The sequence below is a fragment of the Streptomyces sp. NPDC005195 genome (genome assembly GCF_040608315.1).
Taxonomy (GTDB): Bacteria; Actinomycetota; Actinomycetes; order Streptomycetales; family Streptomycetaceae; genus Streptomyces; species Streptomyces kaempferi.
This window is the reverse complement of the sequence record NZ_JBEXHZ010000024.1, coordinates 20,485-36,109: the sequence shown is the minus strand read 5'-3', so window position 1 is coordinate 36,109 and position 15,625 is coordinate 20,485. Positions and strand designations below refer to the sequence as shown.

Here is a 15,625-nt window from a genome sequence, read left to right as displayed (position 1 = left end):
CTCTAGGAGCGTGGGCTCAGCGGCGCGCCCCTTCGGGGGCGCGGGGAACCGCTCGACCGGCCACGGCTCACCCGCGGTTCAACGACGGCCCTTCTTCGGGTCCGTCAGCCCCGCGCGCCGCAGCGCGTCGGCCATCGCGCTGTTGGCCGGCGGCGGAGCGGCCTGCCGCGAACCGCCGCCCGTCCCGCCCCGCGGCTGACGCTGCTGCTGGCGCTGCTGCGGAGGGCGTCCGCCCCGCTGCGGACGCCCGCCCTCATCCTGCTGGTCCGGCGCGGTCGCCTCGTCGTCCAGGCGCAGCGTCAGCGAGATCCGCTTGCGCGGGATGTCGATGTCGAGCACCTTCACCTTGACGATGTCACCGGGCTTCACGACATCCCGCGGGTCCTTGACGAACGTCTTGGACATGGCCGAGACATGCACCAGACCGTCCTGGTGGACGCCGATGTCCACGAAGGCGCCGAAGGCGGCCACGTTCGTGACGACCCCTTCGAGCACCATCCCGGACGCCAGGTCGGAGATCTTCTCGACGCCCTCCTTGAAGGTGGCCGTCTTGAAGGCGGGCCGCGGGTCGCGCCCCGGCTTCTCCAGCTCCTTCAGGATGTCCGAGACGGTCGGCAGACCGAACGTCTCGTCCACGAAGTCGGCCGGCCTGAGCGAGCGCAGCGCACCGGTGTTGCCGATCAGGGTCGTGACCTCGCTGCCCGCCGACTTCACCATGCGCCGCACCACGGGATACGCCTCGGGGTGCACGCTGGACGCGTCCAGCGGGTCGTCGCCGCCCCGGATCCGCAGGAAGCCCGCGCACTGCTCGTACGCCTTCGGGCCGAGCCGGGCCACGTTCTTGAGGGACGTACGGGAGTGGAAGGGGCCGTTGGCGTCGCGGTGCGCCACGATGTTCTCGGCGAGTCCCGCGGTGATGCCGGAGACACGGGAGAGCAGCGGGGCGGAGGCCGTGTTCACGTCCACGCCCACGCCGTTCACGCAGTCCTCCACGACCGTGTCCAGGGAGCGGGAGAGCTTCACCTCGGACAGGTCGTGCTGGTACTGCCCGACCCCGATGGACTTCGGGTCGATCTTCACCAGCTCGGCCAGCGGGTCCTGGAGCCGGCGCGCGATGGAGACGGCCCCGCGCAGCGACACGTCCATGTCGGGCAGCTCCTGCGAGGCGAACGCGGACGCCGAGTACACCGAGGCCCCCGCCTCGGAGACCATCGCCTTGGTGAGCCGCAGCTCGGGGTGCTTGGTGATGAGCTCACCGGCGAGCTTGTCCGTCTCGCGGGACGCCGTGCCGTTGCCGATCGCGATCAGGTCGACCGTGTGCTCCTTGGCGAGGCGGGCGAGCTTGGCGACGGCCTCGTCCCACTTGTTCGCCGGGACGTGCGGGTAGATGACGTCCGTGGCGACGACCTTGCCCGTCGCGTCGACCACGGCGACCTTCACGCCCGTGCGGAAGCCGGGGTCCAGACCCAGGGTCGAGCGGGTGCCGGCCGGAGCGGCCAGCAGCAGGTCCCGCAGGTTCGCCGCGAAGACGTCGACCGCCTCGTCCTCGGCGGCGGTGCGCAGCCGCAGCCGCAGGTCGATGCCGAGGTGCACGAGCAGGCGGGTCCGCCAGGCCCAGCGGACCGTGTCCTTCAGCCACTTGTCGCCGGGACGGCCGCGCTCGGCGATCCCGAACCGCTGGGCGACGATCCCCTCGTACGACGAGGGAGCGGACGGGGACTCGGCCGGCTCCTCGGGCTCCAGGACGAGATCGAGGACGTCCTCCTTCTCGCCCCTCAGCATGGCGAGGACCCGGTGCGAGGGCAGTTCCTTGAAGGGCTCGGCGAAGTCGAAGTAGTCGGCGAACTTGGCGCCCGCCTCCTCCTTGCCGTCCCGCACCTTGGCCGCCAGGCGTCCACGCACCCACATGCGCTCCCGCAGCTCGCCGATCAGGTCGGCGTCCTCCGAGAACCGCTCGGTCAGGATGGAGCGGGCGCCGTCGAGTGCCGCCTGCGGGTCGGCGACGCCCTTGTCGGCGTCGACGAAGGCCGTCGCCGCGGCGACCGGGTCGACCGACGGGTCGGCGAGCAGGCCCTCGGCCAGCGGCTCAAGACCGGCCTCGCGCGCGATCTGCGCCTTCGTGCGCCGCTTCGGCTTGAACGGCAGATAGATGTCCTCCAGGCGCGCCTTGGTCTCGGCGCCCCGGATCCGGGCCTCGACCTCCGCGGTGAGCTTGCCCTGTTCGCGCACCGATTCGAGGATCGCCGTGCGCCGGTCCTCCAGCTCCCGCAGATAGCGCAGCCGCTCCTCGAGGGTGCGCAGCTGCGCATCGTCGAGCATCTCGGTCGCTTCCTTGCGGTAGCGGGCGATGAAGGGCACCGTCGAACCGCCGTCGAGCAAGTCGACGGCGGACTTGACCTGCCGTTCCCGTACGCCGAGCTCCTCGGCGATCCTGCCTTCGATGGACCCTACGAGGGGTGTCGTCACGATCCCGTACCGCCTTCTCCACAGAGGTTGCGCGGCAATTGTGGCAGGTGACACCGACAACGGGGGATCAGGGCGCCGTTCGGCGGTGTCAGCCCTTGCCGGTCATGCCCTCGGGGAACGCGCCGGCCGCGAGCGCCGTCATGAGCAGTCCCTTCGCCAGTTCGGTGAGGCGCTCCACGCCCGCGGCGCCCAGATGCTCGTACGGGGCCCGGTCCAGCTGATCCGTCCGGACCTCGATCTCCTGGCGCAACGCCGTGCCGGCCTGCGTCAACTCGCCCTCCGCGTCCAGCAGCCCGCGCCCGCGCAGGCGCTCCACCGCCGCCTCCCAGTCGGCACGGGACCAGCCGCGGGTGCCCAGCGCCCACTTCGGGGCCATGCCCTTGCCGGTCGCGGTGTGGCTCACCAGCGCCTCGACCGGATCGAGTTCCGCCGCGAGCAGCACCGCGAGGTGGCCGTCGCCGCGGTGCTCGCGCAGCAGCGTGGCGCCGTGCCAGAGCGCGAGGTGCGGCGCGTCGGGCACGGGCAGGTCCGCGTGCGCGGCGTAGAGCGGACGCGCGGTCCTGGTGCAGGCCTCGGCCGCGCGCAACGCCAGTTCGGCAGCCTCGGCCAGCTCCTTGGAGGCGAGTACGTCCGCGCCGAGCAGCCGCCGCAGCGTCGCGTCGACGGCGCGCGAGCGTGCCGCGAGGACGGTCTCGGGGGAGGCCTTCTCCCACACCCCGGGCACGTGCCGGGCCACCAGTTCGTGGCGGAAGTTGTAGAACGTCGCCGTCACCGTGCCCGGACCCACCGGTCCCATGGCCGCGGCCCGCACCGCGAAGTACGCGCCCCGGCTGTCGTCGATGCCGACCCCGGCGAGCTCACGGCCCAGATCCGGCGAGAAGTAGTGGGTCGAGTGCAGCGGATTGAGGACGTTGTGGCAGCGCCGTCCGGCGCGCTCGGGCAGAGGTGTGGTCATGACCGCAGGTTACCGACTGGTCGGTACGCGGGGAACGGGTGGGCGCCAGAACGTGCGGGGGCGTGGCAGGAAAGGTGGGCTGCCCGTCCTTGCGGCCATCTCCGGTCCCGCCAAGAATCGAGGACATGCGAACCGTCCTGGTCGTCCTCTTCGACGCGGTGCAGAGCCTCGACGTCACCGGTCCCGCGGAAGTCTTCGCGGGCGCCGAGATCTCCCGGGCCGGCTCGTACCGCGTCCGTACCGCCTCCCTGGACGGCGCACCGGTCCGCACCTCCAGCGGTCTGACCCTTGTCCCCGACGGCACCCTCGCCGAGGCGCCCGCCCCGCACACCCTGCTCGTCCCGGGCGGGCAGGGCACCCGGCAGCCGGACCCCGGCCTCACCGACTGGCTGCGAGTCCACGGCCCCCGCGCCGACCGTCTGGTCTCCGTCTGCACCGGCGCCCTCCTGCTCGCCCGCGCGGGCCTGCTCGACGGCCGCCGTGCGACCACCCACTGGGCGTACTGCGACCAGCTCGCCCGCGACCACCCGGCCGTCCAGGTCGACCCCGACCCCATCTACGTACGGGACGGCCGGGTGTCCACCTCCGCGGGTGTCACCTCCGGAATCGACCTCGCCCTCGCGCTCGTCGAGGAGGATCTCGACCGCGAGACTGCCCTCACGGTCGCCCGTCATCTGGTCGTCTTCCTGCGTCGTCCGGGCAACCAGGCCCAGTTCAGCGCGCAGCTCGCGGCGCAGACGGCCCGGCGCGAACCCCTGCGCGAGGTCCAGCGGTGGATCACCGAACACCCCGGCGAGGACCTCCGTGTCGAGTCGCTCGCCGCCCGCGCCCGGCTCTCGCCCCGGCACTTCGCGCGCGCCTTCCACTCCGAGACGGGCGTGACACCCGGCCGGTACGTCGACCGGGTCCGTCTCGAACACGCCCGGCGTCTGCTGGAGGACACCGCCGACGGCGTCGCGGAGATATCCCGCGCCTGCGGCTACGGCACGCCGGAGGCCATGCGCCGCGCCTTCCTCCGGGCGCTCGGCGCGGCCCCGGCCGAGTACCGGCGCCGCTTCCGCCCCGCACCCACGCACTGAACGGGAAAGGACCCGCAATGCAGATCGCCCTCGTCCTCTACGACCGTTTCACCGCCCTGGACGCGGTGGGCCCCTACGAGACCCTCGGCCGGCTGCCCGGCGCGGAGACCGTCTTCGTCGCCGAGCGCACCGGCCCGGTCCGCAACGAGACCGGCAATCTCGCGCTCACCGCCGACCGCGCCCTGGACCAGGTACCGCACCCGGACATCGTCGTGGTCCCCGGCGGCCCCGGACAGACCGCGCAGATGGAGAACCGGGTCCTCCTGGACTGGCTGCGCGCCGCCGACACCACGAGCACCTGGACCACCTCCGTGTGCACCGGTTCGCTGCTCCTGGCCGCGGCCGGGCTCCTGGACGGCCGCCGGGCCACCTCGCACTGGCTGGCCCTCGACACCCTCGGGGAGTTCGGCGCCGAGCCCACGGGGGAGCGGGTGGTCTTCGACGGGAAGTACGTGACGGCGGCCGGCGTGTCGTCCGGCATCGACATGGGGCTGCACCTGCTCGGCCGGATCGCGGGCGACGAACACGCCCAGGCCGTGCAGCTGCTGACGGAGTACGACCCGCAGCCGCCCTACGACGCGGGGTCACCGGAGAAGGCGCCAGCGCACCTGGTGGCGGAGCTCCGCGCGAGGAGCCGGTTCATCCTCCGATAGCCGGGCCGGAACCCGGCGTGGTCCAGGTGAACCGTGACCGGCGGCGCTCCAGGAAGGCGGCGACGCCCTCCGCGGTGTCGCCGCTGCCGCGCGCCTGCTCCGCCCAGTGGGCGTCCCGGTCGGTCCGACCGTTCGCGAACTCCTTGGCGGACGCCTGCGTCAGCAGCGACCGTGCCGCCAGTACCCGGGTGAACTCCGCGACCCGCTTGTCGAGTTCTCCCTCCGCGGGCACCTCGTCCACCAGGCCGGTGCGCAGCGCGCGCTCCGCGTCGATCAACTCGCCCGAGAACAGCAGGTACTTGGCGGTCGCCGGCCCCACGAGCGACACCAGACGCCGGGTGGCGGAGGCCGGGTAGACGATTCCCAGGTTCGCCGGGGTCACCCCGAACAGCGCGCCGGCCTCCGCGAACCGCAGATCGCAGGCCGCCGCGAGCTGCGATCCGCCGCCGACGCAGTACCCGCGGACGGCCGCGAGCGTCGGCTTGGGGAAGGCGGCGAGCGCGTCCTCGGCCCGTACGGCCAGGCCCTGCGCCTCGTCCGAGGAGCCCCGCAGGGTCGAGATGTCGGCCCCCGCGCAGAAGGTGTCGCCCTCCCCGGTGAGCACCAGCGCGCGGACGGCCGGGTCGGCGGCCAGACCGTCGAGCAGGGGCGGCAGCGCCCGCCACATCCCGGCCGTCATGGCGTTGCGCTTGGCCGGGTAGTGGATGACGACGGTGGCGATGCCGTCGCCGACGCTGTGCAGCAGCTGCGGCTCCATACGCCGGATGCTATCCGCACCCTCGAACGCGTGATCAGCGAGGGCGGGCGTGTCCGAGGCCGCCCGTACCGGCGGACACCCGATGCGCCGCGAGACCTCGGCGGCAAACCCGTACAACCCGAATAGTTCTCGAAGTAGACATAAAGAAGGCGAAAGTGGTCGTCCGGTCGACCATGGCGTGCATCGACGGTCGGAAAGCGTCGATAGTCGCTGACTTCTGTTCAGTCATCGGGTCCGGACCAGCGCGTTCCCACACTCGACGTGTGGTGACAATCGAGCGCAAGGGTGGCGACCGGACGATGGAGAACCACGGGCGGGGGTTCGACTCCCGTCCCGAAGGCGGCGGGGACGTGCCTCCCGACCAAAGACCGCCGGGTCCGCTGCCGTACGAGGGGGTGTGGCGGTTCACCGCTCCCGCTGCCGACGCCTCGGTGCCGCAGGCGCGACACGCCGTTCGTGACCTGCTGGCGCGGCAACGGGTGCCCGCCTCGGACGACCTCGTCCAGGGGCTCCTGCTGATCGTCTCCGAACTGGTCACGAACGCCGTCCGGCACGCGGCGCTGCTGTCCCCGACGCTCGCCGTCGAGGTGGCCGTCGGTGCCGAGTGGGTGCGTGTCTCCGTGGAGGACAACCACCCCTACCGCCCGACGGCCCTGGAGGCGGACCACGGCCAGACCGGCGGGCGCGGGTTGCTGCTGGTGCGGGAGGTCACCAGGGAGTCGGGCGGGGTGTGCGACGTCGAGCACACGGCGAGCGGCGGCAAGGTGATCTGGGCCGCCCTGCCGCTCACGCCGAGCGTCGTCTAGGGCCGCGGCGGGCGCCGTTCGCCCTTCGAGGCGCGGCGTCCGGTGCGTGCGACGGGGCGAACGTTGCCCGCCGCGGCACCGGATTCTGCCGGGAAGCCCGGATCCCGCCGGGAGGCGCGGAGGCGTCCCCGCGGGTCCGTCACCAGCCGGCGGACGGGCCCGTCAGCTCCCTGACCGCCGGACGGGCCGCGTCCAGGACGGTCATGAACCAGGACGAGAAGGGATCCTTCTCGTGCCGCTCGGTGAGCTCGGAGGCGGTCACGAAGACCGTGTCGCCGACCTCCTCCGCGTCGGGCCGCAGCGACGTCTGCACCATGCCGACGAAGAGGTGGTTGTACTCCTGCTCCACCAGGCCCGACTCCGGGTCAGGGTGGTTGTAGCGGACCGTGCCCGCCTCCGCGAGCAGCGAGGGGGAGACCCCGAGCTCCTCGTACGTCCGGCGGGCGGCCGCCGCGAAGGGGGCCTCGCCGGGGTAGGGGTGTCCGCAGCAGGTGTTGGACCACACACCGGGGGAGTGGTACTTGCCCAGGGCGCGCTGCTGGAGCAGCAGCCGTCCGCGCTCGTCGAAGAGGAAGACGGAGAAGGCCCGGTGCAGCTGCCCGGGTGGCTGATGGGCGGCGAGCTTCTCCGCCGTGCCGATCGTATTACCGTCCTCGTCGACCAGCTCGAGCAAGATCGCTTCAACGGTGCCGTTCGACGAACTGTGCGTCGCGGTGGCAGGTGTGGTCGGCATACCCATCCTTCGCATCGGTCTTCGAGTCCCAAGTCTGCCGTACGAAACCGGCACTCCCGGCACTTCGCGGCTCCCCGCATGTCCCGCCCCGGACTCCCGGGGCGGGACATGCGGCCGGTCGGCGTCAGGTGCCGGAAGTGGCCGGACACCTGATCGTGCCCGGTGCCGCGGACGAGGAATCGTCCAGGACAGGGGCCGACAGATGTTCGCCTCGCACTCCCCGCCCGGCCCCTGTCGAGGCACTTCGGAGCCGGGCCGGACGCCGTACCCGGAGCGGGTGCGGCGCCTCGCGGCGGTTGGGCCGTACGGTGACGGGAGCGGACGCCGAAGCGGTCCGCGGCCGGACGGGCCGTACGCCGACGAAGGCCGCTCCGCCGTCGGCGAAGGCCGCTCCGCCGTCGGCGAAGGCCGGTCCGTCGTCGGGGAAGGGCGGTCCTCCGCCGGCCCCGCACTCCTGATTCCCGGCCCGGCCGACCGGCCGGAGACGGACCGTCTCCCGGCGCTCGCCCGCTCAGTGGCAGAGCCTCGCCTCGTGCCGTGCGTGTCCGCTCGGCTCCAGCTGGAAGGTGCAGTGCTCCAGGTCGAAGTGGTGGCCCAGGCGGCCCCGGAGCTCGAGGAGCACCTTCTCGTGCCGGCCGGCGTTCAGCACGTCCGTGGCGACGACCACATGGGCGGAGAGGACCGGCATGCCGGACGTGATGGTCCAGGCGTGCAGGTCGTGGACGTCCTCGACGCCGGGCACCGCCACGATGTGGGCGCGCACCTCCGCCATGTCGACATGCTGGGGCGCCGCCTCCAGGAGCACGTTCAGCGTCTCCCGCAGCAGCTTGCAGGTGCGCGGGACGATCATGACGCCGATGAGGATCGAGGCGATCGGGTCGGCGGCCTGCCAGCCGGTGGTCATGATCACCGCCGCGGAGACGACGACGGCCACCGAACCCAGCGCGTCCGCCGCCACCTCCAGGAAGGCGGCGCGCACGTTCAGGCTGTCCCGGCGTCCGCGCGTCAGCAGCGCGAGCGAGACCGTGTTCGCGGCCAGGCCGGCCAGACCGAGGACGACGGCGGGGCCGCCCGCGGTCGCCGCGGGCGTCACGAAGCGCTGGACCGCCTCGTACAGGACGTAGCCCCCGACACCGAGCAGCAGCAGACAGTTGGCGAGCGCGGCGAGGATCTCGGCCCGCGCGTGGCCGAAGGTGCGGTTCGCGCCGGCCGGGCGGTTGGCGAAGTGGATCGCGAGCAGGGCCATGCCCAGGCCCAGCGCGTCCGTCGCCATGTGGGCCGCGTCCGCGACGAGCGCGAGCGAGTCGGCCAGGACCCCGCCGGTGATCTCGACCGCCGTCACGGCCAGCGTGATCGACAGCGCCACCCGCAGTCTCCCGCGGTACGCGGCCGCCGCCGTGCCGGTCGGGGGCCCGTCGTGCGCGTGCCCGTGGTCGTGTCCAGCCCCCATGGAAGCCGCCTCCCCTCCGCTGCCCGGAGGCAACAGTGAACTACGGGTGGGGGGATCGGGCCAAGGCTGCACTGAACACCGTTGTCACCTGCTCTGACCTGCGTGAACGGGATGCAGGTCAGAGCGGGTGAAGATCGTTAATCCTGTGTCGGGGGGTGATGAAGGCGCCATCCGTCCCATGCCGAGGCGACCATCTCGCGCACCCCGCGCCGCGCGCTCCAGTCCAGCTCCCGGGCAGCCAGCGCGGCCGAGGCGACCGCGCGCGGGGCGTCACCGGGACGGCGCGGCTCGACGACCGGCTCCCGGGCGTCACCGCTGACCTCCGCGACGAGCGTGAGCAGCTCACGTACCGAGACGCCCTCGCCCCGGCCGATGTTCACGGTGAGATCGCCCCTCGCGTCACCCGTCAGCCGGCGGGCCGCCGCGAGATGCGCCTCGGCGAGGTCGGCGACGTGGATGTAGTCCCGGACACAGGTGCCGTCAGGCGTCGGATAGTCGCCACCGAAGATCCGCGGGGCCTCGCCACGGGTGAGGCGGTCGAAGACCATCGGGATCACGTTGAACACCCCGGTGTCGGCGAGCTCCGGCGTGACCGCGCCCGCCACGTTGAAGTAGCGCAGGCACACCGTCGCGATGCCGTGCGCCCGGCCCGCCGCCCGCACCAGCCACTCCCCGGCGAGTTTCGTCTCGCCGTACGGGCTCATCGGCGCGCACGGGGTGTCCTCCGTGATGAGGTCCACGTCCGGATTGCCGTAGACGGCCGCGGACGAGGAGAAGAGGAACCTCCGCACGCCCGCCCCGGCCGACGCCTCCAGCAGCGTCGCGAGACCGCCCACGTTCTCCTGGTAGTAGCGCGTCGGCTGCTCCACGGACTCGCCGACCTGCTTGCGCGCGGCGAGATGCACCACACCCGTCACCGCGTGCTCCGCGAGGACCCGCTTGAGCAGGTCCCCGTCCAGAGACGATCCCTGTACCAGCGGGATGCCCTCCGGGAGACGCCGGGCCACCCCGGAGGAGAGGTCGTCCAGAGCGACGACGCGCTCCCCGGCCTCCGCCATCGCGCGCGCCACGTGTGCCCCGATGTATCCGGCCCCGCCGGTGATCAGCCATGTCATGGACGACCACCCTATGCCGGGCCCGGTACCGCGCCCGTCCTGCCGTGTTCCGCACCGGTACGCCGGTTCTCGTACGGTAGGCCGTCAATGGTCCGGTCTGGGGTCGCGGTTTGTCGCGCGGACCCCGGATCGCCGATGATGATCGCGACGGAGACGGTCACTCAGACCAGGTTGATCGGACCGTGAACGGGTGGTGAACACCCGCTTCCCATCATCCGATAGCCTCTGCCGACACGCCGCCCAGCGGCCGCAGGCGCTGTCCGCGCCCTCCCGCCCCGCCCCCGGGGCGGACGACGGAGGACCAGGAAAGGGCCCGGACCCGGGCCGTCCCACCACGCACATGCCGGCGCGAGGCCGCCCGGCACCCAGGGAGTGAGTTCGCTGTCGACCGCCATCCTCACCGGCCAGCCGGTCCCCGGATCGTCGCTCGAGGGCGATCTGCGGTCGCTCGGGTTCGACGTACGGTTCGCCGCCGAAGCCGGTGACGCCGAGACCCTGCTGGCCGCCGTACCGGCAGGTGAGCGGGTCGCCGTCGTCGACGCCCGCTTCGTCGGACACCCGCACGCCCTGCGCCTCGGCCTCACGGACCCCCGGTTCCCGGCCTCCGCGGTGCCCGGCGCCGTGTCCGTGCTGCCCGAGGCCCGCCGGGCACTGACCCGCGCCCTGGCCCGCGAGAGCTCCGCGTCCGGTGGCGTGGCCGTCGCGACCGACAACCTCGAGGGGCGCCTCACCGCGGCCCTCGACGCGGACGGCGTCGCCGTGTACCGCCCCGAGCTGGGCTCACTGGTGGCCGCCGTCCCCGGAGACCCGCAGGAGCGCAACGAGATCCGGCAGGCCGTCTCCGCCGTGGACGACGAGGCCATCCGGCTGCGCAGCGCCGTGAAGGCCCGTGACGGCTTCTTCACCACGTACTGCGTCAGCCCGTATTCCCGCTACCTCGCCCGCTGGTGCGCCCGCCGCGGCCTGACCCCGAACCAGGTCACCACCGCCTCCCTGCTGACCGCCCTGGTCGCCGCGGGCTGCGCCGCCACCGGCACCCGTGCCGGGTTCGTCGCGGCCGGACTGCTGCTGCTGTTCTCCTTCGTCCTGGACTGCACCGACGGGCAGCTGGCCCGCTACTCCCTGCAGTACTCGACGCTCGGCGCCTGGCTGGACGCGACCTTCGACCGTGCCAAGGAGTACGCCTACTACGCCGGCCTCGCCCTCGGCGCGGCCCGTGGCGGCGACGACGTGTGGGCGCTCGCCCTGGGCGCGATGATCCTCCAGACCTGCCGGCACGTCGTCGACTTCTCCTTCAACGAGGCGAACCACGACGCCACCGCCAACACCAGCCCCACCGCGGCCCTCTCCGGCAAGCTCGACAGCGTCGGCTGGACGGTCTGGGTGCGCCGGATGATAGTCCTGCCCATCGGCGAACGATGGGCGATGATCGCCGTTCTCACGGCGCTGACCACACCCCGGATCACCTTCTACGCGCTGCTCGCCGGCTGCGCCTTCGCGGCGACGTACACCACGGCCGGCCGGGTACTGCGCTCGCTGACCCGCAAGGCCCGGCGCACGGACCGGGCGGCACAGGCGCTGGCCGACCTCGCCGACAGCGGACCCCTGGTCGAGCTGCTGGTCCGCCTCGCACGCGGCACCGCCCGGCACACGGCGCCCGTCAGCGCCCTCGTCGGCGGCTTCCTCGTGGTCGCCTCGGCCGTGCTGTGGGGCTCCGGCTGGCAGACCGTCGTGTTCGCCGCCGCCTACACGCTCATGTCCGCCATAGCCGTCGTCCGCCCCCTCAAGGGAGCCCTCGACTGGCTGGTCCCGCCGGTCTTCCGCGCCGCCGAGTACCTCACCGTTCTGGTACTGGCAGTCAAAGCCGACATGAACGGAGTGCTTCCCGCGGCTTTCGGCCTGGTGGCCGCGGTCGCCTACCATCACTACGACACGGTGTACCGCATCCGCGGCAACGCGGGCGCGCCGCCGCGCTGGCTGGTGCGTGCGACCGGCGGGCACGAAGGCAGGACGCTGCTGGTCACCGTCCTGGCCGCGGTGCTCACCGCCGCACAGTTCGAGGTCGCGCTCACGGCGCTCGCCGTGGCCGTGGCCGTGCTGGTGCTCTTCGAGAGCATCCGCTTCTGGGCGTCCTCCGGGGCGCCCGCCGTACACGATGAAGGAGAACCCGCATGATCGGCCTCGTGCTGGCGGCCGGCGCCGGACGGCGTCTGCGCCCCTACACCGACAGCCTCCCCAAGGCTCTCGTGCCGGTTGGTCCCGCGGGCATAGAGGACAGCATCACGGTCCTGGACCTGACCCTCGGCAACTTCGCCGAGATCGGTCTGACCGAGGTCGGCATCATCGTCGGCTACCGCAAGGAAGCCGTCTACGACCGCAAGGCGGCCCTGGAGGAGAAGTACGGCCTCAGGATCACCCTCATCGACAACGACAAGGCCGAGGAGTGGAACAACGCCTACTCCCTGTGGTGCGGCCGTGACGCCCTCACGGACGGGGTGATCCTCGCCAACGGCGACACCGTGCACCCGGTCTCCGTCGAGCGGACGCTGCTCGCCGCCCGCGGCGACGGCAAGCGGATCATCCTCGCCCTCGACACGGTCAAGAAGCTCGCCGACGAGGAGATGAAGGTCGTCGTGGACCCCGCCAAGGGCGTCCGGAAGATCACCAAGCTCATGGAGCCCTCCGAGGCCTCCGGCGAGTACATCGGCGTCACCCTCATCGAGGGCGAGGCCGCGGCCGACCTCGCGGACGCCCTGAAGACGGTGTGGGAGACGGACCCGCAGCAGTTCTACGAGCACGGCTACCAGGAGCTCGTCAACCGCGGCTTCCGGATCGACGTGGCACCGATCGGCGACGTCAAGTGGGTCGAGATCGACAACCACGACGACCTCGCCAAGGGACGTGAGATCGCGTGCCAGTACTGACGAGACTCATCCCCTCGCCGGTCGTCGTCGACATCCGTGCGGGTGCGCTCGACGACCTGGCGAGCGTCCTCTCCGACGAGCGGATCTCCCACTCGGGCAAGCTGGCCGTCGCGGTCAGCGGCGGCTCGGGAACCGGGCTGCGCGAGCGGCTCGCCCCGGCGCTGCCCGGCGCCACCTGGTACGAGGTCGGCGGCGGCACCCTCGACGACGCGATCCAGCTGGCCGGGGACATGAGGGCGGGGCACTACGACGCGGTCGTGGGTCTGGGCGGCGGCAAGATCATCGACTGTGCGAAGTTCGCCGCCGCGCGGGTCGGCCTGCCCCTGGTCGCCGTACCGACGAACCTCGCCCACGACGGCCTGTGCTCCCCGGTCGCGACGCTCGACAACGACGCGGGCCGCGGGTCCTACGGCGTGCCGAACCCGATCGCGGTGGTCATCGACCTCGACGTGATCCGCGAGGCCCCCGTGCGCTTCGTCCGGGCCGGCATCGGCGACGCCGTCTCCAACATCTCCGCGATCGCGGACTGGGAGCTGGCCAACCGCGTCAACGGCGAGAAGATCGACGGCCTGGCCGCCGCCATGGCACGGCAGGCCGGCGAGGCCGTGCTGCGCCACCCCGGCGGCATCGGGGACAACGACTTCCTCCAGGTGCTCGCCGAGGCCCTGGTCCTCAGCGGTATCGCCATGTCGGTCTCGGGCGACTCACGCCCCTCGTCGGGCGCCTGCCACGAGATCAACCACGCCTTCGACCTCCTCTTCCCCAAGCGCGCCGCGAGCCACGGCGAGCAGTGCGGCATGGGGGCGGCCTTCGCGATGTACCTGCGGGGGGCGCACGAGGAGTCGGCGTACATGGCCGAGGTGCTGCACCGCCACGGGCTGCCGGTGCTGCCCGAGGAGATCGGCTTCACGGTGGACGAGTTCGTCCAGGTCGTGGAGTTCGCCCCGCAGACCCGGCCAGGCCGCTACACGATCCTCGAACACCTCGACCTGAAAACCCACCAGATCAAGGACATCTACTCCGACTATGCCAAGGCCATCAGTAGCTGAACTCCGCCCCGTCGTTCATCCCGCAGGGGTGAAGGACCGGCGCAGCGGTGAGCACTGGGCGGGACGCCTGTACATGCGAGAGATCTCGCTGCGCTGCGACCGCTACCTGGTGAACACCAGGATCACGCCCAACCAGCTCACGTACCTGATGACCGTCTGCGGCGTGCTCGCGGCCCCGGCCCTGCTGGTGCCGGGGATCGCGGGCGCGGTGCTCGGCCTGGTCGCGGTCCAGCTGTACCTGCTGCTGGACTGCGTCGACGGCGAGATCGCGCGCTGGAAGAAGCAGTACTCGCTCGGCGGGGTCTACCTGGACCGCGTCGGCGCCTATCTGACCGACGCCGCCGTCCTCGTCGGCCTCGGGCTGCGCGCCGCCAACCTGTGGGGCGGTGGGCGCGTCGACTGGCTGTGGGCCTTCCTCGGCACGCTGGCGGCCCTCGGCGCGATCCTGGTCAAGGCCGAGACCGACCTCGTCGGCGTGGCCCGCCACCAGGGCGGACTGCCGCCGGTCAAGGAGGCCGCGTCCGAGCCCCGCTCCTCCGGAATGGCCTTCGCGCGCCGGGCCGCCGGCGCGCTCAAGTTCCACCGGCTGATCCTCGGCATCGAGGCGACCCTGCTGATCCTGGTTCTCGCGATCGCCGACCAGGTCAGGGGAGACCTGTTCTTCACCCGGCTCGGCACCGCCGTACTCGCGGGCATCGCGCTCGTGCAGACCCTGCTGCACCTCGTGTCCATCCTCGCCTCCAGCAGGCTGAAGTGAGTGCGGGCATGAAGGTCGGCGCGGTCATCATCACCATGGGCAACCGTCCCGACGAGCTCCGGGCCCTGCTGGACTCCGTGGCCAAGCAGGACGGTGACCGGGTCGAGGTGGTCGTGGTCGGCAACGGCTCGCCCGTCCCGGACGTCCCGCAAGGCATACGCACCGTCGAGCTGCCCGAGAACCTCGGCATACCCGGCGGCCGCAACGTCGGTATCGAGGCCTTCGGGCCCGGCGGCGCCGACGTCGACATCCTGCTCTTCCTCGACGACGACGGGCTTCTCGCCACCCACGACACCGCCGAGCTGTGCCGCCACGCCTTCGCGGCCGACCCGGCGCTCGGCATCATCAGCTTCCGTATCGCCGACCCGGAGACCGGCGAGACCCAGCGCCGCCACGTGCCGCGGCTGCGCGCCTCGGACCCGATGCGCTCCTCCCGCGTCACCACCTTCCTCGGCGGCGCCAACGCGGTCCGTACGAAGGTCTTCGGCCAGGTCGGAGGACTTCCGGACGAGTTCTTCTACGCCCATGAGGAGACCGACCTGGCATGGCGGGCCCTCGACGCGGGCTGGATGATCGACTACCGGTCCGACATGGTGCTGTACCACCCGACGACCGCGCCCTCTCGGCACGCGGTCTACCACCGCATGGTGGCCCGCAACCGTGTCTGGCTCGCCCGCCGGAACCTTCCCGCACCGCTCGTGCCCGTCTATCTGGGCGTGTGGATGCTCCTGACGCTGGCCCGCCGCCCCTCCGGACCCGCGCTGAAGGCCTGGTTCGGCGGTTTCAAGGAGGGCTGGACGAGCTCGTGCGGACGGAGGCGTCCCATGAAGTGGCGTACGGTGTGGCGCCTGAGCAGACTGGGCCGTCCTCCTGTCATCTGA

At 72.2% G+C, this 15,625-nt stretch carries 14 protein-coding genes; 8 read left to right on the top strand and 6 right to left on the bottom strand.

What is annotated here, in order from left to right; all coding sequences use genetic code 11:
- Nucleotides 1-78 precede the first annotated feature (78 nt).
- Nucleotides 79-2,466: a Tex family protein gene (locus ABZV34_RS23410; RefSeq protein ID WP_356279843.1), complete on the bottom strand. Its 2,388-nt coding sequence runs from the start codon at nucleotides 2,464-2,466 to the stop codon at nucleotides 79-81.
- An 88-nt stretch (nucleotides 2,467-2,554) separates the two neighbouring features.
- Nucleotides 2,555-3,421, bottom strand: a complete 867-nt coding sequence (locus ABZV34_RS23405) for a hypothetical protein (RefSeq protein WP_356279841.1) — start codon at nucleotides 3,419-3,421, stop codon at nucleotides 2,555-2,557.
- A gap of 125 nt (nucleotides 3,422-3,546) precedes the next feature.
- Here ABZV34_RS23405 and ABZV34_RS23400 point away from each other — a divergent pair, with 125 nt between their 5' ends.
- Nucleotides 3,547-4,500: a GlxA family transcriptional regulator gene (locus tag ABZV34_RS23400; protein ID WP_356279838.1), complete on the top strand. Its 954-nt coding sequence runs from the start codon at nucleotides 3,547-3,549 to the stop codon at nucleotides 4,498-4,500.
- 17 nt (nucleotides 4,501-4,517) lie between these two features.
- Nucleotides 4,518-5,153, top strand: coding sequence for a DJ-1/PfpI family protein (locus tag ABZV34_RS23395; protein ID WP_356279835.1), 636 nt, complete (start codon nucleotides 4,518-4,520; stop codon nucleotides 5,151-5,153).
- Here the strand turns inward: ABZV34_RS23395 and ABZV34_RS23390 are convergent.
- A complete protein-coding gene (locus ABZV34_RS23390; RefSeq protein ID WP_356279832.1) occupies nucleotides 5,140-5,910 on the bottom strand; it encodes an enoyl-CoA hydratase/isomerase family protein in 771 nt (256 codons plus the stop codon). The two genes, ABZV34_RS23395 and ABZV34_RS23390, sit on opposite strands and share 14 nt — an antisense overlap.
- 299 nt (nucleotides 5,911-6,209) lie before the next feature.
- Here ABZV34_RS23390 and ABZV34_RS23385 point away from each other — a divergent pair, with 299 nt between their 5' ends.
- Nucleotides 6,210-6,716 carry an ATP-binding protein gene (locus ABZV34_RS23385; protein WP_168534261.1) on the top strand — a complete coding sequence of 169 codons (507 nt, stop codon included), beginning with the start codon at nucleotides 6,210-6,212 and terminating at the stop codon, nucleotides 6,714-6,716.
- Between the two features lie 139 nt (nucleotides 6,717-6,855).
- Here the strand turns inward: ABZV34_RS23385 and idi are convergent, their stop codons facing one another.
- The 3 genes from idi to galE all read right to left on the bottom strand — a co-directional run bounded on the left by idi (nucleotide 6,856) and on the right by galE (nucleotide 10,014).
- Complete coding sequence (gene idi, locus ABZV34_RS23380; protein WP_356279829.1) at nucleotides 6,856-7,449, bottom strand: isopentenyl-diphosphate Delta-isomerase; 594 nt, start codon at nucleotides 7,447-7,449, stop codon at nucleotides 6,856-6,858.
- Between the two features lie 511 nt (nucleotides 7,450-7,960).
- On the bottom strand, nucleotides 7,961-8,899 hold the full coding sequence (locus ABZV34_RS23375; RefSeq protein WP_356279826.1) for a cation diffusion facilitator family transporter: 939 nt from the start codon (nucleotides 8,897-8,899) through the stop codon (nucleotides 7,961-7,963).
- Between the two features lie 137 nt (nucleotides 8,900-9,036).
- Nucleotides 9,037-10,014 carry a UDP-glucose 4-epimerase GalE gene (gene galE / locus ABZV34_RS23370; protein WP_356279823.1) on the bottom strand — a complete coding sequence of 326 codons (978 nt, stop codon included), beginning with the start codon at nucleotides 10,012-10,014 and terminating at the stop codon, nucleotides 9,037-9,039.
- A 381-nt stretch (nucleotides 10,015-10,395) separates the two neighbouring features.
- Between galE and ABZV34_RS23365 the strand changes: the two genes are divergently transcribed.
- From ABZV34_RS23365 to ABZV34_RS23345, 5 genes are read left to right on the top strand one after another with little or no spacing between them, the layout of a single operon-like run.
- Nucleotides 10,396-12,189 carry a DUF5941 domain-containing protein gene (locus tag ABZV34_RS23365; RefSeq protein ID WP_356280003.1) on the top strand — a complete coding sequence of 598 codons (1,794 nt, stop codon included), beginning with the start codon at nucleotides 10,396-10,398 and terminating at the stop codon, nucleotides 12,187-12,189.
- Nucleotides 12,186-12,938, top strand: a complete 753-nt coding sequence (locus tag ABZV34_RS23360) for a phosphocholine cytidylyltransferase family protein (protein ID WP_356279820.1) — start codon at nucleotides 12,186-12,188, stop codon at nucleotides 12,936-12,938. The genes ABZV34_RS23365 and ABZV34_RS23360 overlap by 4 nt, the downstream gene beginning before the upstream one ends.
- On the top strand, nucleotides 12,926-13,987 hold the full coding sequence (locus ABZV34_RS23355) for an iron-containing alcohol dehydrogenase family protein (protein ID WP_356279817.1): 1,062 nt from the start codon (nucleotides 12,926-12,928) through the stop codon (nucleotides 13,985-13,987). The genes ABZV34_RS23360 and ABZV34_RS23355 overlap by 13 nt, the downstream gene beginning before the upstream one ends.
- A complete protein-coding gene (locus ABZV34_RS23350; RefSeq protein WP_356279814.1) occupies nucleotides 13,965-14,744 on the top strand; it encodes a CDP-alcohol phosphatidyltransferase family protein in 780 nt (259 codons plus the stop codon). Before ABZV34_RS23355 ends, ABZV34_RS23350 begins: the two co-directional genes overlap by 23 nt.
- The gene (locus ABZV34_RS23345; protein ID WP_356279811.1) at nucleotides 14,741-15,625 is read left to right on the top strand and encodes a glycosyltransferase; all 885 of its coding nucleotides are present in this window, start codon (nucleotides 14,741-14,743) and stop codon (nucleotides 15,623-15,625) included. Before ABZV34_RS23350 ends, ABZV34_RS23345 begins: the two co-directional genes overlap by 4 nt.

Coding starts and splice junctions, on each gene's coding strand:
- ABZV34_RS23405 (WP_356279841.1), bottom strand. CDS start 3,421: ATGACCACACCTCTGCCCGAGCGCGCCGGACGGCGCTGCCACAACGTC.
- ABZV34_RS23400 (WP_356279838.1), top strand. CDS start 3,547: ATGCGAACCGTCCTGGTCGTCCTCTTCGACGCGGTGCAGAGCCTCGAC.
- ABZV34_RS23395 (WP_356279835.1), top strand. CDS start 4,518: ATGCAGATCGCCCTCGTCCTCTACGACCGTTTCACCGCCCTGGACGCG.
- ABZV34_RS23390 (WP_356279832.1), bottom strand. CDS start 5,910: ATGGAGCCGCAGCTGCTGCACAGCGTCGGCGACGGCATCGCCACCGTC.
- ABZV34_RS23385 (WP_168534261.1), top strand. CDS start 6,210: ATGGAGAACCACGGGCGGGGGTTCGACTCCCGTCCCGAAGGCGGCGGG.
- idi (WP_356279829.1), bottom strand. CDS start 7,449: ATGCCGACCACACCTGCCACCGCGACGCACAGTTCGTCGAACGGCACC.
- ABZV34_RS23375 (WP_356279826.1), bottom strand. CDS start 8,899: ATGGGGGCTGGACACGACCACGGGCACGCGCACGACGGGCCCCCGACC.
- galE (WP_356279823.1), bottom strand. CDS start 10,014: ATGACATGGCTGATCACCGGCGGGGCCGGATACATCGGGGCACACGTG.
- ABZV34_RS23360 (WP_356279820.1), top strand. CDS start 12,186: ATGATCGGCCTCGTGCTGGCGGCCGGCGCCGGACGGCGTCTGCGCCCC.
- ABZV34_RS23350 (WP_356279814.1), top strand. CDS start 13,965: ATGCCAAGGCCATCAGTAGCTGAACTCCGCCCCGTCGTTCATCCCGCA.